The sequence below is a fragment of the Thermomonospora curvata DSM 43183 genome (assembly GCF_000024385.1).
GTDB lineage: Bacteria > Actinomycetota > Actinomycetes > Streptosporangiales > Streptosporangiaceae > Thermomonospora > Thermomonospora curvata.
Genome location: NC_013510.1, coordinates 2,652,904 through 2,672,976 on the forward strand (window position 1 = coordinate 2,652,904; position 20,073 = coordinate 2,672,976).

Below are 20,073 nucleotides of genomic sequence, written 5' to 3' on the forward strand. Positions count from 1 at the left end.
TGGCCAAGGGGGCAGTGGGCCCGTGACACCTGGAGGCCACATGACAACGCGGCAATTGCGGCGGCGGGGCACGCTGGGCCTGCCCGCCGAGCCCGCTTTGCTGGGGATCTATCTCAACGACCATCTGGCCGGGGCGACCGGGGGCCGGGAGCTGGCCAAGCGGATCGCCCGGGCGCACCGGGGCACCGCGGCCGGCCCGGAGCTGGAGCGGCTGGTCGCCGAGATCGCCGAGGACCGCCGGGAGTTGCTGGCCGTGATGAGGACGCTGGGCGTCCCGGTTCGGCGCTACAAGGCCGTGCTGGGCTGGCTGGGGGAGCGGCTCGGCCGGCTCAAGCCCAGCGGGCGGCTGCTGAGCCGTTCCCCGCTCAGCAGCGTGATCGAGCTGGAGACGATGCGGCTGGGGGTGGAGGGCAAGCAGTCGGTCTGGGTGCTGCTGCGCCGGCTCGCCGAATACGACCGCCGGCTGGACGCCGCCCGGCTGGACCGGCTGGCCGACCGGGCCGCGCGCCAGTCGCGGCTGCTGGAGGAGCTGCGGGTGCGCGCCGCCGACGACATCTTCGGCGTCGCCCGGCAGCCCACAGGGTAGATCTACAACGTAAAGGCGATGGGCGGTCTCCCGTGGCCGCGGGGCCGGTCGCCGGCCTCGCGGCCACGGACGCGTTAACGGCCCGCGATAACGGGCAGTCTCCCCCCGCCGAAAACGACCGCGTGGAGGGAGCGGCGACATGCAGCACGACGAGTTCATCGGCCGGGTGCAGAACCGGGCGCGGCTGCCCAGCCGCGGGGCGGCCGAGCGGGCCTGCCGGGCGACGCTGGAGACGCTCGGTGAACGGGTCCCCGAGGGGCTGGCCGACAAGCTCGCCGCGCAGCTGCCGCACGAGATCGGCGAGCATCTGCGCCGCACGGAGGTCTACGGCGGCGCCGGCACCGGTGAACGCTTCGGGCGGCGCGACTTCATCAACCGCGTCGCCGCCCGGGCGGGGGTGGACGGGCCGAAGGCGGTCTACCTGGCCCGGTCCGTGCTGGAGGTCGTCCAGGAGGCCACCGAGGGGAGGATCACCGACAAGGTCGCCGAAAGCCTGCCGCCCGACATCAGGGAACTGGTCCTGAACACCGGCGGGCACTGAACTCCGCCGCCCGCACCGCGTCCCGGGCGGACGCCGGCCGGGACGCGTGATCCAAAGCGTGAGGATGGATGGACCTGCACGACAGCCACGATCACCGGGCGCCCACCATCGGCGTGCTCGGCTCCTACGGCGGCCTCAACCTGGGCGATGAGGCGATCTTGACCTGTGTGCTCAAGTGCCTGCGCCGGCACCGCCCTCAGGCGCGGCTGGTGGTCTTCAGCCGCAACGTCGAGCACACCCGCGCCCACCACGACGGCCTGCAGACCGTCTCCTGGCAGCGGGTGGGCCGCGAGCGCACCCACAGCGCGGTCGCCGAACTGGACGCCCTGGTGCTCGGCGGCGGCGGCATCCTCTACGACGGCGAGGCCTCCAAGTACCTGCGCATGGTCCAGGCCGCCCACGAACTGGGCATCCCCACCTTCGGGTACGCGGTCGGGGCCGGCCCGCTGCGCGAGCGGGAGGACCGGCGGATCGTCCGCGAGACGCTGGACGGGCTGACCGACCTGACCGTGCGGGACGAGGAGTCCAAGCTGGTGCTGGAGGACGCCGGCGTCACCCGGCAGATCACGGTGACCGCCGACCCGGCGATGCTGCTGGAGAGCGAGCCCTTCACCCGCCGCATGCTGGCCGCCGAGGGCATCCCGCTGGACGCCCGCCTGGTGGGCATGTCGGTGCGCGAGCCGGGCCGGGCCGCCGAGCACCTGGACGAGGCCAGCTACCACGCCCTGCTGGGGGAGGTGGGGGACTTCCTGGTGCGGCGGCTGGACGCCACGCTGGTGTTCGTCCCCATGGAGGCCGACGACGTCCGCCACGCCCACGCGGTGCTGTCGCACATGACCGCCGCCCGGCGGGGCCGGATCCTGCACGGCTCCTACCGTCCCGGCCAGATCCTGGGGCTGGCCCGGCACCTGGACCTGGCGGTGGGGATGCGGCTGCACTTTCTGATGTTCATGGCGATGGCCGGGGTGCCCTTCCTGCCGCTGCCGTACGCCGGGAAGGTGTTCGACTTCGCGCAGGCGGTGGGGGCCCCGGCGCTGACCGGGGTGGCCCGCGAGGAGGCCGGACCGCTGCTGGCCGAGGTGGACCGGCTGTGGGACGAGCACACCACCCGGATGCCGCAGCTGCGCTCCCGGGTGCGGGCGCTGCGTGCGCGGGCCGCGCTGACCTGCGAGCGGTACGGCGAGTTCATCGACAAGATCGGCTAAAAGGGGCGGGAGGACACCCACATGCCGGTGCTGCGGCCACTGACCGAGCCTGCCCCGTTGACGCTGCCCCCGCGCCGGGCGCGCCTGGCCGCCCGCACCCAGGTGCTCGTCGTCGGCGGCGGCCCCTCGGGACTGGGCGCCGCGCTGGGCGCCGCCGCGGCCGGGGCGCGCACCGTGCTGGTGGAGCGGTACGGGTTCCTGGGCGGCAACGCCACCGCCGCGCTGGTGATGCCGCTGATGTCCTTCCACAACGAAAAGCGCCAGCAGCGGCCGGGCGACCCCACCCGGCTGCTGCCCATCGACCACGGCGAGGGGGAGCCGGTGGTGGCCGGGGTGCTGTGGCGGCTGCTGGAGCGGCTGGCCGTGCGGGGCGGCGCGGTGCTGCCGTCGGTGCGCACCGGCTACACCGTCCCCTTCGACCCGGAGCTGTTCAAGCTGGTGGCGCTGGACCTGCTGGATGAGGCCGGGGTGGAGCTGCTGCTGCACGCGCTGGCCTCCGGGGTGCTGGAGGTGCCCGGCGGGCGGCAGGTGGTGTTCGAGACCAAGTCCGGGCCGGTGGTCATCGAGGCCGAGGTGGTGGTCGACTGCACCGGCGATGGGGACGTGGCCGCCGCGGCAGGGGCCTCCTATGAGGTGGGACGGGACGAAGACGGCCTGGTCCAGCCGATGACGCTGATGTTCCGGATGGTGGAGTTCGACCGCACCGCCTTCGGCGACTACGTCCGCGCCCACCCCGACCAGTGGCGCGGCGTGCACGGCCTGTGGGATCTGATCGAGCAGGCCGTGGCGGCGGGGGAGCTGCAGATGCCCCGCGAGGACATGCTGTTCTTCGCCACCCCCCACGAACGGGAGGTGTCGGTGAACAGCACCCGGGTGACCGAGGTGCTCGGCACCAGCGTGTGGGACCTGACGCTGGCCGAGCACGTCAGCCGCCGCCAGATGGAGCAGCTGGTGCGCTTCCTGCGCGAGCGGGTCCCCGGGTTCGCCCGGTCCTACCTGGTGCAAAGCGGCGTGAACATCGGGGTGCGCGAGACCCGCCGCATCACCGGCGACTACCGGCTCACCGGCGAGGACATCCTCAGCGCCCGCAAGTTCGACGACGCCATCGCCCGCGGCGCCTACCCGGTCGACATCCACCACCCCCGCGGCATGGGCACGATCCTGCGGCGGCTGCCGCCGGGGGAGTCCTATGACATCCCGCTGCGCTGCCTGCACCCGGCCGGGATCGAGCGGGTGCTGGTGGCCGGGCGCTGCATCTCCGGCACGCACGTCGCCCACTCCTCCTACCGGGTGATGCCGATCGCGATGGCCACCGGCCAGGCCGCCGGGGTCTGCGCGGCGCTGGCCGTGCGCTCGGGCCGGCCGCCGCGCCGGGTCCCGGCGGCCGAGGTGCAGCGCGAGCTGCGGGCCCAGGGCGCCAGCCTGCGCGCGGGCCTGGGCGAGGGGTGAGACGGCGGGCGGGGGAACGGTAAAAAGACCTCAAGCAGAAGACTTACGGTGCGTCTCGCCCAGGTCACGGCAAGAGAAAGCGGCGCCGGGTGGATACGGGGGCAATCCACCCGGCGCCGCGTCATCGGTGTTCCGACGGGGGCCCGGAACACCGGTACGGGCGCTCCGACGGGGGACCAGAGCGCCGGTACAAATCGTACACCGAAACCCCCCGCACTTAGTCAAGAAAGTCACCCGCCGATTTCCGGAGGACGGCCGGAAATCGCTTTACGGTCGATCCCTTGATGGTCTTCAAAGTGCACTCGCGGCTGCGGCTCGCGCCCTCCGTTGGCCATCACCACGCTGACGTAGGGCAGCACCACCGCCCCCACCACCAGCAGCCCCGCCAGCCACAGCGGCGCCCCGGCCGCGGCGGCCAGCACGGCGGCCACGAAGCAGACCGTGCGCACCCCCATCGAGATCAGATATCGGCGCTGCCGGTACCCGATGTCCTGCGACATCGGCAGCGGCGCGTCGGTGACGGTGTAAACGGCGGCACGTCTGCGGGAAATCACCTTCACACATCCACGTTAGGCCCGGCCACCGCCGCCGGCCACAGGAGGGGCACATGTCCGACCGTACTTATCGGGTGACCGAGATCGTCGGGACCTCCCCGGAGGGGGTCGAACAGGCGATCCGCAACGGAATCAGCCGCGCCGCGCAGACCCTGCGGCATCTGGACTGGTTCGAGGTGACCGAGATCCGCGGCCAGCTCGAAGGCGGCCGGGTGGCGCACTTCCAGGTGGGGCTGAAGGTCGGCTTCCGGCTGGAGGACGCCTGAGGCCGCCCGCTCCCCGGGCTGACCGCCCGGATCACATGTCCTTTTCGGAGCGGTCAGGAAACAGCCGCAAGAGGCGCCGCCCGTGGCCGGATCCGGCCCGTCCGGATCCGGCCACGGGCTCGGGTCAGGACGCCTGGCTGACGGTCGACATGTTGAAGTCGGCCACCCGCACCGGCGGCATCGCCGCCCGGGTGAAGTAGTCCGACCACTCGCGCGGCAGCGTCCGGGCGGTGGCGCCCACCTCGGTCAGCCGCGACAGCAGGTCCACCGGGCTTTCGTTGAACCGGAAGTTGTTGACCTCGCCGACGACCTCGCCGCCCTCCACCAGGTACACGCCGTCGCGGGTCAGCCCGGTCAGCAGCAGGGTCCGCGGGTCCACCTCGCGGATGTACCACAGGCAGGTCAGCAGCAGCCCCCGCTCGGTGCGGGCCACCATGTCCTCCAGCGAGGCGCCGGCCCCGTCCGGCCCCCGCAGGATCAGGTTGTCGACCGCCGGGGTCATCGGCAGCCCGGTCAACGCCGCCGAGTGCCGGGTCTGGACCAGCGCGTTCAGCGTGCCGTCGCTGATCCAGTCGGTGGCCGGCACCGCCAGCCCGTTGTCGAACACCGAGGAGTCGCTTCCGGAGGCGCGTGCGATGACGAACGGGGCGCACTCCAGCCCGGGCGCGGCGGGGTCGCTGGAGAGCGTGACCGGCAGGGCGGCCAGCTTCTCCCCGACCCGGGTGCCGCCGCCGGGGGCGCTGAAGACGGTGCGGCCGTCGTGGGCGTCGCGGGCCCCGGCCGTCCAGTACAGGTAGATCATCAAGTCGGCCACCGCGCTGGGCGGCAGGATCGTCTCATAGCGCCCGGCCGGCAGCTCCACCCGCCGCCGGCTCCACTCCAGCCGGCGGGCCAGCTGGTCGGTCAGTGCGGGCACGTCCACGTCGGTGAAGTCACCGGTGCCCACCCCCGTCCACGCCGAGCCGCCGCCGCTGGCCCCCGCCAGCTTGGCGTTCAGCTCCATCAGCCCGGTCGGCTGATCGTGCCGCAGCCGCAGCCCCGTCGAGCTTCCCAGGTAGGTCGAGGTCATCTGGTGGTCGGCGAACCCGTACAGCCGGCGACCGCCCGCTTCGGCCTGCGCGAACGCCTCGCCCAGCGCCGGGGCCAGCCGCGCGAACACCCCGATGTCGGTCTCGGCGGGCGGGGCGGCCCACTCGCCGCCCAGACCGGGCGGGGCGTCGGCGGCCAGCGGCGCGGCGTCCTCGGCCGGCCGGCTCTCGGCGGCCGCCTGCTCGGCCTGCCGCACCACTTCCTCGAGCTGCTCGTCCCGGACCGCCGAACGCGAGACCACCCCGCTGCAGACGCCCTCGGCGGTGTGGCGCAGCGCGATCACGGTCAGCCGCCGGGAGCGGGTGACCCCGTTGGTGGTGAGCGTGTTGCCCGCCCACCGCAGGTTGGCCCGGCTGGTCTCCTCGGCGATCACCACGCACTCGTCGGCGCGGGACAGCTCCAGCGCCCGCTCCACGCTCTCCTGCGGGGTCACTGACCGGCCTCCTTCAGTGCGTTGAGAATGTTGACGCCGCGGAACAGCGCCGCCGGGCAGCCGTGGCTGACCGGCGCCACCTGCCCGGGCTGGCCCTTGCCGCAGTTGAACGCCCCGCCCAGCAGGTAGGTCTGCGGGCCGCCCACCGCCTCCAGGGAGTTCCAGAAGTCGGTGGTGGTGGCCTGGTAGGCCACGTCCCGGACCTGCCCGGCCAGCCGGCCGCCCTCGATCCGGTAAAAGCGCTGCCCGGTGAACTGGAAGTTGTAGCGCTGCATGTCGATCGACCAGCTCTTGTCGCCCACGATGTACAGCCCGCGCTCCACTCCGGCGATCAGCTCCTCGGTGGAGGGGCCGTCCGGTGCCGGCTGCAGCGACACGTTGGCCATGCGCTGCAGCGGCATGCTGGAGGCCGAGTCGGCGAACGCGCAGCCGTTGCTGCGCTCGTACCCCATCAGGCGGGCGATGCGCCGGTCGAGCTGGTAACCGGTGAACACGCCCTCGGTGATGATGTCGAACCGCTGGGCGGCCACGCCCTCGTCGTCATAGCCGATGGTGGCCAGCCCGTGCTCGGCGGTGCGGTCACCGGTCACGTTCATCACCGGCGACCCGTAGCGCAGTTCGCCCAGCTTGTCGGGGGTGGCGAACGAGGTGCCCGCATAGGCGGCCTCATAGCCCAGCGCCCGGTCCAGTTCGGTGGCGTGCCCGATCGACTCGTGGATGGTCAGCCACAGGTTGGACGGATCGATCACCACGTCGTAGCGGCCCGGCTCGACCGACGGCGCCGCCAGCTTGGCCTCCAGCAGCTCCGGGATCTCCGCCAGCTCGGCGTCCCAGTCCCAGGCGCCCTCTTCGGGACGTCCGGTCAGGTACTCATAGCCGCGCCCGACCGGCGGGGCCAGCGTGCGCATCGTGTCGAACAGCCCGTCGCCGATCGCCACCGCCTCCACCACCGGGTGCACCCGCACCCGCTGCTGGGTGGTCACCGTGCCCGCCAGGTCGGCGTAGAACTTGTTCTCCTTGACCTGCAGCAGCGCGGCGTCCACATGGTCGATGCGGCGGTCGGCCAGCAGCCGCCCGCTCCACTCCGCCAGCAGCGCCACCTTTTCGGCGGTGTCCACCTGGAACGGGTCGATCCGGTAGGAGGAGACCCAGGTGCGCTCCCCGTGCACGGGCTCGTCCGCCAGCTCGATGGGCTCGCGGTTGAGCGCGGCGGCGACCTCGGCCACCCGCACCGCCTGCTCGGCCACCTTGGCGGCCCCTTGCACGGTCAGCTCCACGCCCGCGGCGAACCCCCAGGTGCCGTTCTTGATCACCCGGACCGACAGGCCCACATCGTCGGCGTCCAGCGCGGTCTGCAGCTTGCCGTCGTGCAGCCGCAGCGTCTGGCTGCGAATGCGTTCACAGCGGAAGTCGGCGTGCGCGGCGCCCAGCTCCCTGGCCCGGGCCAGGGCGGCGTCGGCGAGCGCGCGCAGCGGCAGCGCGGTGAAGGAATGATCGATCTGGTGCACGGGCTCGAACCTACCTTCGGATCGCCCTACAAACGCACCAGAGGGTTCTTGTGGGCAAGCGACATCTCCTTCGCCCCGCGCCGCCACTAGGCTCAGGCGCTGGCGCGGCGGAGGTCCCCGCGCGGACGATCCAGGAGGTTATGACATATGAGTCGGTCCGTCCTCGTGACCGGGGGCAACCGCGGGATCGGCCTGGCGATCGCCCGGGAGCTGGCGGCCGCGGGCGACGCGGTGGCCGTGACCTACCGTTCCGGTGAGCCGCCCGAGGGTCTGTTCGGCGTCAAGTGCGATGTGACCAGCAGCGAGGAGGTCGACGAGGCCTTCGGCAAGGTGGAGGCCGAACAGGGCCCGGTGGAGGTGCTGGTGGCCAACGCCGGCATCACCCGCGACACCCTGCTGGCCATCATGAAGGAGGAGGACTTCACCTCCGTCCTGGACACCAACCTGACCGGCGCCTTCCGGGTCGCCAAGCGGGCCGCCAAGCAGATGATGCGCAAGCGCTACGGCCGCATCGTGCTGGTGTCGTCGGTGGTGGGGCTGATGGGCTCGGCGGGGCAGACCAACTACGCCGCCTCCAAGGCCGGGCTGGTGGGCTTCGCCCGCTCCCTGGCCCGTGAGCTGGGCTCGCGCAACATCACCGTGAACGTGGTGGCGCCCGGCTTCGTGGACACCGACATGACCGCCGTGCTGGGCGAGGAGCGCAAGAAGACCATCGAGGCGCTGATCCCGCTGGGCCGCATCGCCGCACCCGAGGAGGTCGCCAAGGCGGTGCGCTTCCTCGCCAGCGACGACGCCGCCTACATCACCGGGGCCGTGATCCCGGTCGACGGCGGCCTGGGAATGGGGCACTGAGCATGGGACTTCTCGACGGCAAGCGGATCTTGGTCACCGGGGTGCTGACCGACGCCTCCATCGCCTTCCACGTGGCGCGGCTGGCCCAGCTGGAGGGCGCGCAGGTGGTGCTGACCGCCTACCCGCGGCCCACCCTGACCGAGCGGATCGCCAAGCGCCTGCCCTCCGGCCAGGCCGGCGACCCGCCGCCGGTGATCGAGCTGAACGTCACCGACAACGACCACCTGGAGTCTCTGGCCGACAAGGTCCGCGAACACGTCGACGGGCTGGACGGGGTGGTGCACGCCATCGCCTTCGCCCCCGAGACCGCGCTGGGCGGCAACTTCCTGAACACCCCCTGGGAGGACGTCGCCACCGCCGTGCACATCTCCGCCTACTCGCTGAAGTCGCTGACCATGGCCTGCCTGCCGCTGATGAAGGACGGCGGGTCGGTGGTCGGGCTGGACTTCGACGCCAGCGTGGCCTGGCCGGTCTACGACTGGATGGGCGTGGCCAAGGCGGGGCTGGAGTCCACCGCCCGCTACCTGGCCAAGTACCTGGGCCCCCAGGGCATCCGGGTCAACCTGGTGGCCGCCGGGCCGCTGGGCACCATGGCCGCCAAGAGCATCCCCGGCTTCGCCGAGATGCGGGACCTGTGGCCCAAGCACGCCCCGCTCGGCTGGGACGTGGAGAACGCCGAGCCCACCGCCCGGGCGTGCGTGGCGCTGCTGTCGGACTGGTTCCCCGCCACCACCGGCGAGATCATCCACGTCGACGGCGGCGTCCACGCGATCGGCGCCTGACGCATCACCCTGGTTCGTCACCCGGAGCGGGGGTGCCGCGGCACCCCCGCTCCGGCGTTCTCACGCCGCTTCCACAGACGCGAAGTTCCAAAGACGCGAAGGCGCGCGGGCGAAAGCCTCGCGCGCCTTGGTGAGCGGTGTCGGCGTCCTCACCCGGTCCGGCGGCGGGCCCGCCGGGCCAGCACGCTGATGTTCAACGCGCCCACGGCGCCGGCGGCCGCCGAGGCGACGGCCACCAGCACCAGCTGCTCCTGCTGATCCTGGGGCCGCTGGGCGGCCACCGGGGTGATCAGGCGGGTCTCCCCGGGCACCGCCGAGAAGGAGGCGGGCTGAGCGTGGGGGGCGACCTCCGGCGCCGGCAGCGTGCCGGGCAGATCCGCCGCGGCGGCCGCCGGCAGCGCCCGCACCGAGGCGGGGTCGGTGTAGAGGACGGTGCTGCCGGAAGACCCCGAGGGCGGCGGGGCCTGCGGGGAACGGGGGCGCTGCGGGGACGAGCCGCCGCCCGAGCCGCCGCCTTTGGGCGTTGCGGGCTTGGACTGCTTGGGCTTGGGCTTGGGCGGCTTGGTCTTGGGCGCGGGCTCGGGCTTGGGCTCGATCGGCGGCTGGGACGGCTCGGGCTTGGGCTTGATGGCGTCTTCGATGTTGCCGCGCAGACACTCCCAGTACGCCGGGATGTCCTCTGGTTTCTTGGGCTCGGGGCAGGGCTTGGCCGCCGCGCCCGCCTGGGCGGGCAGCCCCGTCAGCAGCAGCGTGACGGTGCCCGCCGACACGATCGTGGCCGCCGTGGCGATCCGCCGCGTGCGTTGCGTGCCGGGCCGTCGCAGGCGCCGTTCCTCGGACATCGCCCTCCTTCGCCGTCAGGACTTTTGACGGCAAATCTAATGAAGTGGAGATGTGTCGCCAAGATCACAGACCCATCACTTGGGGCGATTTGCGTCCCGCCGGCGCAGTGGCGTCACCGGCGTCCCACCTGTTTCCCGCCTGCCGCCTGCGCCGCGCCCGTCCGCCTCACTGACGCATCAGCCGTGGCAGGCGGGTCTCCCGAGGAGAACCCAGGTTCTCCCGCACGGCGCGCGCCAGGGCCGGCCCGGCGGTGTGCACCACCGACAGGTGCCGCCGGGCGAGGCCGAAAGCGGTCACCGCCAGCGGCCGCGACAGCGCCGATGCGGCCTCCTGAGGGATCACCGCGACCACCGCCGGGTACCGGGCGGCGCGGGCCAGCGCCACCGGGGCCGCCCAGCCGTGCCGCAGCCGCGGCAGCGCCGTGGCGGGCACCTCGACCGGCTCCCGGCCGGTCCCGAACGCCACCCGCAGGCCGGACGGGGAGGCCGCCGTCACGGTGCCGTGCTCGCCCGCCGCCACGCCCGCCACCGGTGCCGCGGCGATCACCCGGTCGCCCGGGTCGAATCCGCCGCACACCCCCGGGCCGGGGTTCAGATGCGCCTTGAGCGCCGCGTTGAGGGCCGTCGCGCCCGCCCGGCCGCCCGCCAGCGGCGTCACCACCTGCACGTCCTGAGGCGCGATCCGCAGGGCGCGGGGAATGGAGTCGGTGACGATCTGGACGGCGCGGTGCACCGCCTCCTCCTCGGCGCGGGCGGGGACGATGACGACCTCCCGGCCGGGCGGGTGCACGGCGGGCAGCTCCCCGCGGCGCACCGCGGCCAGGAAGCCGGCCGGCTGCCCGTGCGCGGCGGCCTCCAGCTCGATCACCGGCACCGTCTCCGAGGCCGCCAGGTCGGCCAGCACCCGGCCCGGCCCGCTGGGCGGCAGCGCGGCCGGATCCCCGCCCAGCACCAGGTGGGTGCCGTCGCCGCACGCCTCCACCAGCGCCGCGGCCGCCTCCACATCCAGCGCCCCGGCGTCGGGGACGACCACCGCCGCGGCCTCCAGCGGACGCTGCTCGCCGCGTCCGAAACCCACCACCCCGGCGGGCGCCCCCGGCGGGCGGGCCGCCTCCAGCAGCTCATACAGCCCGACGGCCCCCTCGCCCAGGGAACGCGCCCCCGTCGCGGTACAGGCGGCCAGCGCCACCGGGACGTCGCAGGAGGCCAGGGCGCGGGCGATGGCGACGGCGGTCTGCTCCACCTCCTCCGGGGCGCCGTGCAGCACGCTCACCCCGGTGCGGGCCGCCGCCGTCAGCGCCAGCGCCCGGTCCTCGGGCAGGTCGGCGCGCAGCGCCCGGACGGTCTCATCGGGCAGCAGCGGCTCGGCGGTGGCCGACAGCCGCTGCAGCCCTTCGGCCGCGGCCTCCTCGGCCAGCGCATAGCGGGACAGGCCCAGTGACTCCTGCGGCTCGGGCGGCTCGTCCTCCTCGGCGAGGGGGTCGAACTCCGCCTCCTCCAGCAGCGTCACCACCTCGGCCTCCTCCAGCGCCGCCTCGATGGCCCGGCTCGGGTCGGGCACGCCCAGCGCGCCCAGCGCCGAGACGACCGCCCGAGGCGTCATCGCGGTGTGCCCGCGGCGGGCGGCCTCGGTCAGCACGTGCACCACCAGGGCCCGGCCGCGCCGCACGTCCTCTGCGCGGGCCTGCTCGCCCTGCTGGGCCAGCACCCGGCCGGCGAAGTGGTCGGCCTGCTCGGGCCGTACCCCCGGCACCCGCAGCAGCCGCCAGGGGTCGGCGCGCAGCAGCGCGGCGGCGCGCTCCCCGAGGCGGTCGGCGGCGCGCACCGCATAGGGGGCCGGCACCCCCGCCGAGCCCAGCAGGGCGGCCAGGTCGGGGTCGATGGCGGACTCAGATGTCGGAGATGTCATCGAGGGCGTCGCGGATCTCGTCGGGCAGGGTGACCTTCTCGGCGTCCAAGATGGCCTGCAGCTGGGCGAGGGTGCGCGCGCCGACCAGCGGGGCCGTCACCCCGGGCCGGTCCCGCACCCACGACAGCGCCACCGCCAGCGGCGTGACGTGCAGCCCCTCGGCGGCGGTGACCACCGACTCCACGATCAGCCTGCTCTGCTCGCTGAGGTAGGGCCGGACGAACTCGGCGTAGCGGTCGGTGGCCGCCCGCGAGTCGGCGGGAATGCCGGTGCGGTACTTGCCGGTCAGCACCCCGCGGCCCAGCGGGGACCAGGCCAAGATCCCCACCCCGGCGTCCTCGGCGGCCGGCAGCACCTCGCGTTCGGCGTCCCGGTGCAGCAGCGAGTACTCCACCCCGGCCGACACGATGGGGGCGCGGCCCGGCCAGGCCCGCTGCCAGGCTGCGGCCTTGGCCAGCTGCCAGCCGGTGTGGTCGCACACCCCCACGTAGCGGGCGCGGCCGGAGGTCACCGCCTCGTCCAGCGCCGACAGCGTCTCCTCCATCGGGGTCGCCGGGTCGTAGACGTGCAGCTGCCACAGGTCGACATGGTCGATGTCCATGCGGTCCAGCGACTCGTCCAGCGCCGTCAGCAGGTGCCGCCGGGAGGCGTCGTAGCGGCCGTCGGCCCGGATGGCGGACTTGGTGGCGATGACCAGCTCGTCCCGGGGCACCACATGGCGCATCAGCTCCCCGAGCACCCGCTCGCTGTCGCCGTCGCCGTAGATGCCGGCGGTGTCCACCAGCGTGCCGCCCGCCTCCACGAACGCCGTCAGCTGCGCGGCGGCCTCCTCGGGGGGCGTCTCCTGCCCCCAGGTCATCGTCCCGAGCCCCAGCCGCGAGACCCGCAGCCCGCTCCGCCCGAGGTGACGCTGTTCCATAGCTGCGCAGGGTATCGGTCACCGGCCGCCGCGCCATCCCGGTGACGCCTTTTCCGGCCCGCTCCGGTCACGGCCGGAAAGCCGCAGATGACCACAAGGCGACCAGAAACCGGCCGGTCGGTGAACGATGCGGCGAGCGGGCCGCCGGGCGCGCCGCGGCTCGCTACGCTCCCCGGGCGGAGACCGTCTCCGCCCGCATCCAGCGCGCATTTCACGCCGCGTCCGGCCCTGCCCGGACGCCTTGCGATCCGTGAGGGGACCAGCGTCGGTGAACGTCGTGGAAGCGACCGTGCTCGGCATCGTGCAGGGAGCCACCGAGTTCTTGCCGATCTCCAGCTCGGGGCACATGCTCTTTGTGCCGAGACTCCTGGGCCGGCCGGACCCGGGCGCGGCGTTCTCGGCGATCATCCAGCTGGGCACCATGGCCGCGGTGCTGATCTACTTCCGGAGGGACCTGGCGCGCATCGCGGTGACCTGGGCCCGCAGCCTGTGGACCCCGCACCTGCGCACCTGCCAGGACGCCCGGATGGGCTGGTACATCGGGCTGGGCACCGTCCCGATCTGCGTGATGGGCCTGGCCTTCAGCGACTTCATCGAAGACCCGGCCCGCAACCTGTGGCTCAACGCCGCCTCGCTGATCGTCATGGGGCTGCTGCTGATGGTGGCCGAGTGGGCCGGCAGGCAAAGGCACGGCATCGCCGACCTGAACCTGCGCGACGGGCTGATCATCGGCGGCTTCCAGTGCCTGTCGCTGATCCCCGGATCCTCCCGGTCGGGCTCCACGATGACCGGGGCGCTGTTCCTCGGCTACACCCGCGAGGCGGCGGCCCGCTACTCGTTCCTGCTGTCGGTGCCCGCGGTGGTGCTGTCGGGCCTTTACGAGATGCGGCACCTGGGAGACGAGGGGACCGTCCCCGTCGTGCCCACCGTGGTCGCCACAGTGGTGTCCTTCATCGTCGGTTACGCCTCGATCGCCTGGCTGCTGCGCTTCCTGGTGCGGCACTCGGTGATGATCTTCGTCTACTACCGGGTCGCGCTCGGCGCCGTCATCCTCGGCCTGCTGGCGGCCGGGCGGCTCAGCGCCACCTGACCGGCCGCCCGGTGCAGGCCGATGATCGCCGAAGGCCGGGCCGTGGGTTTTAATGCAACGGTGACGACGCTTGTGCTGGTGCGGCACGGACTCACCGAACTGACCGGCCCGGTGCTGGCCGGCTGGACCCCCGGGGTGTCGCTGGACGAGCGCGGGCGGGCCCAGGCCCGGGCGGTGGGGGAGCGGCTGGCCCCCCTCCCGCTGGCCGCGGTGGTCTCCAGCCCGCTGGAGCGCTGCCTGCAGACCGCCGAGGCCATCGCCGCCGCGCCCGGCCGCGCCGGCGGCCCCCTGCCGGTGCTGCGCGAGGAGCGCTTCGGCGAGGTCCGCTACGGGCAGTGGACCGGGCGGCCGCTGCAAGAACTGGCCCAAGAGCCGCTGTGGCGCGTCGTCCAGGCCCACCCCAGCGCCGCGGTCTTCCCCGGCGGCGAGGCGCTGGCCGCCGCCCAGCACCGCGCGGTGAGCGCGGTGCGGGAGTGGAACGCGCGCATCGCCGAGCAGGCCGGAGCGCACGCGGCCTACCTGGTGTGCAGCCACGGCGACATCATCAAGGCCATCGTCGCCGACGCCCTGGGCCTGCACCTGGACCACTTCCAGCGCATCCAGATCGACCCGGCGTCGGTGACGGTGATCCGCTACACCGAGCTGCGCCCGTTCCTGGTCCGCCTCAACGACACCGGGACGGGCGCGGAGGGTCTGCTGCCGCCCGAGGGCGACAAGGCGGGAGGCGAAAGCGACGCGCCTGTGGGCGGCGGCGCATGAGGGGGACGGCGTAAGCTCTGTGGCACTCGCGCCGTCCGGGCTCCGCTCGAAGGGAGGTCCTCCCCATGCCCGTCATCTCCTACGACCTGCCCGACAGGTTCGTCGCGGGCGCCATCGGGCGGCCGGGTGAGCGCACCTTCTACCTGCAGGCCCGCTCGGGGAGCCGGATCACCAGCGTGGGGCTGGAGAAGTTCCAGGTCACCATGCTGGCCGAGCGCCTGGAGGAGCTGCTGGACGAGGTGCTGCGGCGCAGCGGGGGCAGCGCCTCGGTGCCCGCGGTGACCCCCGCCGAGCTGCGCGATGACGCCCCGCTGGACCAGCCGGTGGAAGAGGAGTTCCGGGTCGGCACCATGGCGCTGGCCTGGGACCCGCAGGAGGAACGGGTGATCATCGAGGCCCAGGAGCTCACCTCCGGGGGCGGCGTCGAGCCGCTGAGCGCCGAGCCGGGCGCGGGCGACCCCTCGGTGGCGGTGCTGCGGGTGCGCATCACCGCCGGCCAGGCCCGCGCCTTTGCCGAGCGGGCGCTGAAGGTGGTGGCCGCCGGCCGGCCGCCGTGTCCGCTGTGCGGGCTGCCGCTGGACGCCACCGGGCACGTCTGCCCCCGCCAGAACGGGCATCTGGCCTGAAATGCGGGCTCATGCGGGTGGACCCGGCTGGATGCGTCCCGTCCCCGTCGGGAGAATGGACATATGACGCAGCCCTCCCGCTCCTCCCGGGGCCGCGGCGCGCCCAGGGGAGGGATCGACCCCGCCGACACCCAGGCCGCAGAGCAGCTGCTCACCCACGGCAGGCTCACCGTCGAGGGCCGTCTCGTCCAGGCCTCCAACGCCACGCTGTACTGCTCGATCGAATACCAGGGGGTGCGCGCGGCCTGCGTCTACAAGCCGGTGGCGGGGGAGCGGCCGCTGTGGGACTTCCCCGACGGGACGCTGGCCCAGCGTGAGGTGGCCGCCTACCTGGTCTCCCAGGAGACCGGCTGGAACATCGTCCCGCCGACCGTGCACCGCGACGGCCCCTATGGGGTGGGCATGGTGCAGTTGTGGGTCGAGCCCGATCCCAACGTGGACCTGGTCGCCCTGTCGCGCTCCCAGGACGCGGCCATTCGCCGGATGGCCGTGTTCGACGCGGTGATCAACAACGCCGACCGCAAGATCGGGCATCTGCTGCCGCCGGGTGAGCAGTCCCGCGGCGGCCTGCCCGAGGGGCACGTCTACGGCTGCGACCACGGCGTGTGCTTTTCCGTGGACTACAAGCTGCGCACCGTGCTGTGGCAGTGGCGGGGCAAGCCGCTGACCGCCGAGGCCGTCGAGGGGCTGCAGCGCGTGGAGGCCGGGCTGCGCGGCGGGACCCTGGAGCGGCGGCTGAGCGAGCTGCTGACCGCCGAGGAGGTCGCGGCCACGCGGCACCGGGTGGAGCTGATGCTCAAGCACCGCATCCACCCCTATCCCCCCGAGGACTGGCCCGCCATCCCATGGCCCCCGCTCTGACCTTCCTTGGGAGGTAATGATCCAATAGGGGGCATGTGTACAGCCGTGGTGGACTTTGACCCGTCGTCTCCTGTTCCGCTGCTGCTGGTCGGAGTGCGGGACGAGTTCGCCGACCGCCCCTGGCTGCCCCCGGGGCCGCACTGGCCGGACCGGCCCGCCCTGCTGGGCGGGCGTGACCTGCGGGCCGGCGGGACCTGGCTGGCGCTCCACCCGCAGGAGCGGCGCGTCGCCTGCGTCCTCAACGGCCGTGGCCGCCCGGCCCCGGCCGCCGCCCGCGCCTCGCGCGGGGAGCTGCCGCTGCGCGCCGCCGGCGGCGAGGAGCCCAAGGAGTGGGACCTGACCCGCTTCGACCCGTTCCACCTGGTGTGCGCCGACCCGGCCGGGGCGCGGCTGTGGAGCTGGGACGGCCACGAGCTCACCGAGCGGACGCTCGGGGCGGGCCTGCACATCATCGTCAACACCGGGCTGGAAGGCGCCGGTCCCGCGGCGGCCACCGACCCGCAGGAGGCAGAAGGGGCGCGGCAGATGGCGGCCCGCATCGCCCACTTCCGGCCGCGCCTGGCCGCCGCCCGCCGTCCCGCGCCGCGCACGGGCACCACCGCCGCCGCCTGGGGCGAGTGGCTGCCGCTGGTGGAGGGCGATGGGCTGGATCGTTCCGACCCCCGGGCGCTGATCCTCACCCGCCGCTTCCCGCAGGGCCTGTGGGGCACCTCTTCGATCAGCCTGGTGGCGCTGTCCCCGCAGAGCGTGCGCTACGACTTCGCCTCCGCGCGCCGGGAACGGCCGGAGTGGACGACGCTGCTGCCGTCCCCGGGCAACTGAAAACGGGACGACCGGTAAGTGATCTCCCCGCCGAGGTCGAATCAGGGCAAGGATAAGCTTTCAGGCATGCGATCGTGGCCCGCCCCCGAGGTACCCAACCTGCCGGAAGCCGGACTGCCCGGCCCGGCGCTGCCGCTGCATCTCCACGACACCGCCACGGGCACGGTCCGGCCCACCCGGCCGGGCCCCACCGCGCGGATGTACGTGTGCGGCATCACCCCCTATGACGCCACGCACCTGGGGCATGCCGCCACCTATCTGGCCTTCGACCTGGTCAACCGGGTGTGGCGGGACGGCGGCCACAAGGTGTGCTACGTGCAGAACGTCACCGACGTCGACGATCCCCTTTTGGAACGCGCCGAGCAGACCGGGCAGGACTGGCGGGAGCTGGCCGACCGGGAGATCGCCCTGTTCCGCGACGACATGACCGCGCTGCGGATCCTGCCGCCGGACCACTACGTCGGCGCGGTGGAGGCGATCCCGCTGATCGTGGAGATGATCGAGCGGCTGCGCTCGCGCGGGGCCGTCTACGAGGTGAACGGCGACCTGTACTTCCCGATCTCCGCCGACCCCGATTTCGGGCGGGTCAGCGGGCTGACCACCGAGCAGATGCTGCCGCTGTTCGCCGAGCGCGGCGGCGACCCGCAGCGGCGCGGCAAGAAGGACCCGCTGGATGCGCTGCTGTGGCGGGCGCAGCGGCCGGGCGAGCCGAGCTGGGAGTCGCCCTTCGGCCCCGGCCGCCCCGGCTGGCACGTGGAGTGCTCGGCGATCTCCATCCACCACCTGGGCATGGCCTTCGACGTCGAGGGCGGCGGCTCGGACCTGGCCTTCCCGCACCATGAGATGAGCGCCTCGCACGCCCAGGTCGCCACCGGGCGGCACCCGCACGCCAAGGCCTACGTGCACACCGGCATGGTCGGCCTGGACGGCCAGAAGATGTCCAAGTCGCTGGGCAATCTGGTGTTCGTCTCCCGGCTGCGGGCCGACGGCGCCGACCCCATGGCGGTGCGGCTGGCGCTGCTGGCCCACCACTACCGCTCCGACTGGGAGTGGACCGGTGAGGATCTGCCGCGCGCCACCGCCCGCCTGGAGCGCTGGCGCGCCGCGGTGCAGCTGCCCGCCGGCCCGCCGGCCGCCGCGGTGGCCGCCGAGGTCCGCCGCCACCTGTCCCAGGACCTGGACGCCCCGTCCGCCCTGGTGACCGTGGACCGCTGGGCCGAGCAGGCCCTGGCCGGCGCCGGCGAGCGCGACCCGGCCGCCCCCGCCCAGGTCCGCGCCGTCGTCGACGCGCTGCTGGGCGTGGCCCTGTGACCTTCCCGCCGCCCTCCTCCGGGAGGGGCGGCGGGAAGCTCACACCAGACCGGCCAGCTTGTAGAGCACCAGGGAGCCGGCCACCGCCACGTTCAGGCTGTGCCCGGTGCCCACCATCGGGATCTCCACCGCCGCATCCAGCAGGTCCAGCGCCTCATCGGGGATGCCGCGGCTCTCATGCCCGAGCACCGCGATCGTGGGGGTGCGCGCCGGCGGCAGGTCGGCCAGCCGCACCGCGCCCTCGGCCACTTCCACCCCCAGCACGCGAAACCCTTCGGCGCGCCGCTTCAGCAGCCAGGCGCACGGGTCGCCGGTCCAGTGCACGCACGCCCGGTGGCGCAGGGTGTTGCCGCGCCGCAGCGCCTCGGGCACCCACGGCAGGCGCGGCACCGCCAGGCAGGCGCCGACCGCGTCACAGGTCCGCAGCAGCGTTCCCAGATTGGCGCCGTGCAGCGGCCACAGCGGAGCGACGATCAGAAAATTCCAGCACGAGTGCGGACGCGGCCGCCGTTTGCGGCGCAGTTCACGGCGGGGCACCACGCGCAGAGCCGGGGAGGGCCCGCCGGCCCGTGCGGCGCTCATCGCGCCGGGGCGTGCTCGCCCCCCTTGCATGCTGTGATCTTCATGGCGTCCATATGATGCGCACTCAGCGGCGTGCGCGAGCCGTCGACGAAGACGAAGCGGGGCCGGTGGAAGACCTCCACCGGCCCCAGCATAGATCAACGGTCAGCCGATGTCCCGGCCCCGCAGGTAACGCTCGAACTCGTGGGCGATGGCCTCCCCGCTGGCCTCCGGCAGCTCCGCGGCGTCCTTTTGGTCCTCCAGCGCCCGCACGTACTCGGCGACCTCGCTGTCCTGCTCGGCCAGCTCGTTGACCCCGTGCTCCCAGGCGCGCGCCTCCTCGGGCAGCTCGCCCAGCTCCACGGTCAGGTCCAGCAGGTCCTCCACCCGGCGCAGCAGCGCCAGCGTCGCCTTGGGGGAGGGAGGCTGGGAGACGTAGTGCGGCACCGACGCCCACAGCGCCACCGTGTCGATGCCGGCCCTGCCGAGCGCGTCCTGCAGCACCCCCAGGATCCCGGTGGGACCCTCGTAGCTGCTGGGCTCGTAGCGGCTGGGCTCCAGATTCAGCTGCTCGGCCACGGTCGCGCCGGAGGCGCTGCCGCTGACCGGGACCGGCCGGGTGTGCGGCGAGTCGGCCAGCAGCGCGCCCAGCAGCACCGCCGCCCGCACGCCCAGCCGCTGGAGCACCTCCAGCAGCTCCGCGCAGAACGACCGCCAGCGGAAGTTGGGCTCGATGCCGCGGATCAGCACCACGTCCCGCGGCGAGCCCTCCGGGCGCGCCCACAGGATCCGGGTGGTGGGCCAGGTGATGCTGCGCACCCCTTCGTCGGTCAGCTCGATCGTCGGCCGGGTGACCTGGAAGTCGTAGTAGTCTTCCGGGTCCAGCTCCGCCACCGGGGCAGCCTGCCAGGCGGCCTCCAGGTGCCTGATGACTCCGCTGGCCGCTTCCCCGGCGTCGTTCCAGCCCTCAAAGGCGGCGACCAGGACCGGGTCGACCAGCTCGGGCACGTTCTCGAACTCGACCACCCGCTGCCTCCTTCCGACCTAGGTACAGCGTCCGGATGCGCACCGTTGTTCCCGGATCCGGGCCGCCGGGACGCACCCATGA

21 protein-coding genes are annotated in these 20,073 nt (G+C 73.6%); 13 read left to right on the forward strand and 8 right to left on the reverse strand.

What is annotated here, in order from left to right; genetic code table 11:
* Nucleotides 1-40 precede the first annotated feature (40 nt).
* The 4 genes from TCUR_RS11235 to TCUR_RS11250 all read left to right on the forward strand — a co-directional run bounded on the left by TCUR_RS11235 (nt 41) and on the right by TCUR_RS11250 (nt 3,781).
* A complete protein-coding gene (locus TCUR_RS11235; protein ID WP_012852619.1) occupies nt 41-586 on the forward strand; it encodes a hypothetical protein in 546 nt (181 codons plus the stop codon).
* A gap of 139 nt (nt 587-725) precedes the next feature.
* Nucleotides 726-1,127: a DUF2267 domain-containing protein gene (locus TCUR_RS11240; protein WP_012852620.1), complete on the forward strand. Its 402-nt coding sequence runs from the start codon at nt 726-728 to the stop codon at nt 1,125-1,127.
* A gap of 68 nt (nt 1,128-1,195) precedes the next feature.
* A complete protein-coding gene (locus tag TCUR_RS11245) occupies nt 1,196-2,332 on the forward strand; it encodes a polysaccharide pyruvyl transferase family protein (protein ID WP_012852621.1) in 1,137 nt (378 codons plus the stop codon).
* A 21-nt stretch (nt 2,333-2,353) separates the two neighbouring features.
* A complete protein-coding gene (locus TCUR_RS11250) occupies nt 2,354-3,781 on the forward strand; it encodes an FAD-dependent oxidoreductase (RefSeq protein ID WP_012852622.1) in 1,428 nt (475 codons plus the stop codon).
* 230 nt (nt 3,782-4,011) lie between these two features.
* On the opposite strand, the gene TCUR_RS11255 is transcribed toward TCUR_RS11250, so the two are convergent.
* Entirely contained in the window at nt 4,012-4,341 is a 330-nt protein-coding gene (locus TCUR_RS11255) for a DUF3099 domain-containing protein (protein ID WP_052305485.1), read from the reverse strand.
* Between the two features lie 47 nt (nt 4,342-4,388).
* Between TCUR_RS11255 and TCUR_RS11260 the strand changes: the two genes are divergently transcribed.
* The gene (locus TCUR_RS11260; RefSeq protein WP_012852624.1) at nt 4,389-4,601 is read left to right on the forward strand and encodes a dodecin; all 213 of its coding nucleotides are present in this window, start codon (nt 4,389-4,391) and stop codon (nt 4,599-4,601) included.
* A gap of 124 nt (nt 4,602-4,725) precedes the next feature.
* Here the strand turns inward: TCUR_RS11260 and TCUR_RS11265 are convergent, their stop codons facing one another.
* Nucleotides 4,726-6,123, reverse strand: coding sequence for a metallopeptidase TldD-related protein (locus TCUR_RS11265; RefSeq protein WP_012852625.1), 1,398 nt, complete (start codon nt 6,121-6,123; stop codon nt 4,726-4,728).
* Nucleotides 6,120-7,631, reverse strand: a complete 1,512-nt coding sequence (locus TCUR_RS11270) for a TldD/PmbA family protein (protein ID WP_012852626.1) — start codon at nt 7,629-7,631, stop codon at nt 6,120-6,122. The genes TCUR_RS11265 and TCUR_RS11270 overlap by 4 nt, the downstream gene beginning before the upstream one ends.
* A gap of 147 nt (nt 7,632-7,778) precedes the next feature.
* Here TCUR_RS11270 and fabG point away from each other — a divergent pair, with 147 nt between their 5' ends.
* Together fabG and fabI are read left to right on the forward strand one after the other, a co-directional pair.
* Entirely contained in the window at nt 7,779-8,483 is a 705-nt protein-coding gene (gene fabG / locus TCUR_RS11275; protein ID WP_012852627.1) for a 3-oxoacyl-[acyl-carrier-protein] reductase, read from the forward strand.
* Between the two features lie 2 nt (nt 8,484-8,485).
* Complete coding sequence (fabI, locus tag TCUR_RS11280; protein ID WP_012852628.1) at nt 8,486-9,265, forward strand: enoyl-ACP reductase FabI; 780 nt, start codon at nt 8,486-8,488, stop codon at nt 9,263-9,265.
* 149 nt (nt 9,266-9,414) lie between these two features.
* Here fabI and TCUR_RS11285 read toward each other — a convergent pair whose 3' ends face one another.
* The 3 genes from TCUR_RS11285 to TCUR_RS11295 form a co-directional block, all read right to left on the reverse strand.
* Nucleotides 9,415-10,107, reverse strand: a complete 693-nt coding sequence (locus TCUR_RS11285; RefSeq protein WP_012852629.1) for a hypothetical protein — start codon at nt 10,105-10,107, stop codon at nt 9,415-9,417.
* A gap of 166 nt (nt 10,108-10,273) precedes the next feature.
* Nucleotides 10,274-12,016, reverse strand: a complete 1,743-nt coding sequence (locus tag TCUR_RS11290) for a helix-hairpin-helix domain-containing protein (RefSeq protein WP_012852630.1) — start codon at nt 12,014-12,016, stop codon at nt 10,274-10,276.
* Entirely contained in the window at nt 11,997-12,935 is a 939-nt protein-coding gene (locus TCUR_RS11295; RefSeq protein WP_012852631.1) for an aldo/keto reductase, read from the reverse strand. The genes TCUR_RS11290 and TCUR_RS11295 overlap by 20 nt, the downstream gene beginning before the upstream one ends.
* Nucleotides 12,936-13,203: 268 nt before the next feature.
* Here TCUR_RS11295 and TCUR_RS11300 point away from each other — a divergent pair, with 268 nt between their 5' ends.
* The 6 genes from TCUR_RS11300 to mshC all read left to right on the forward strand — a co-directional run bounded on the left by TCUR_RS11300 (nt 13,204) and on the right by mshC (nt 18,404).
* Nucleotides 13,204-14,025, forward strand: coding sequence for an undecaprenyl-diphosphate phosphatase (locus tag TCUR_RS11300; RefSeq protein ID WP_012852632.1), 822 nt, complete (start codon nt 13,204-13,206; stop codon nt 14,023-14,025).
* Between the two features lie 60 nt (nt 14,026-14,085).
* Nucleotides 14,086-14,784 carry a histidine phosphatase family protein gene (locus TCUR_RS11305; protein WP_041439549.1) on the forward strand — a complete coding sequence of 233 codons (699 nt, stop codon included), beginning with the start codon at nt 14,086-14,088 and terminating at the stop codon, nt 14,782-14,784.
* Between the two features lie 65 nt (nt 14,785-14,849).
* Complete coding sequence (locus TCUR_RS11310) at nt 14,850-15,410, forward strand: DUF3090 domain-containing protein (RefSeq protein WP_012852634.1); 561 nt, start codon at nt 14,850-14,852, stop codon at nt 15,408-15,410.
* Between the two features lie 63 nt (nt 15,411-15,473).
* Nucleotides 15,474-16,271, forward strand: a complete 798-nt coding sequence (locus TCUR_RS11315) for an SCO1664 family protein (protein WP_012852635.1) — start codon at nt 15,474-15,476, stop codon at nt 16,269-16,271.
* A 33-nt stretch (nt 16,272-16,304) separates the two neighbouring features.
* Nucleotides 16,305-17,093: an NRDE family protein gene (locus TCUR_RS11320; RefSeq protein ID WP_012852636.1), complete on the forward strand. Its 789-nt coding sequence runs from the start codon at nt 16,305-16,307 to the stop codon at nt 17,091-17,093.
* A gap of 66 nt (nt 17,094-17,159) precedes the next feature.
* Complete coding sequence (gene mshC / locus TCUR_RS11325; protein WP_012852637.1) at nt 17,160-18,404, forward strand: cysteine--1-D-myo-inosityl 2-amino-2-deoxy-alpha-D-glucopyranoside ligase; 1,245 nt, start codon at nt 17,160-17,162, stop codon at nt 18,402-18,404.
* 39 nt (nt 18,405-18,443) lie between these two features.
* On the opposite strand, the gene TCUR_RS11330 is transcribed toward mshC, so the two are convergent.
* Nucleotides 18,444-18,986, reverse strand: a complete 543-nt coding sequence (locus TCUR_RS11330; RefSeq protein ID WP_012852638.1) for a TrmH family RNA methyltransferase — start codon at nt 18,984-18,986, stop codon at nt 18,444-18,446.
* Nucleotides 18,987-19,130: 144 nt separating this feature from the next.
* Nucleotides 19,131-19,991 carry a PAC2 family protein gene (locus TCUR_RS11335; protein WP_012852640.1) on the reverse strand — a complete coding sequence of 287 codons (861 nt, stop codon included), beginning with the start codon at nt 19,989-19,991 and terminating at the stop codon, nt 19,131-19,133.
* Nucleotides 19,992-20,073: the final 82 nt, after the last annotated feature.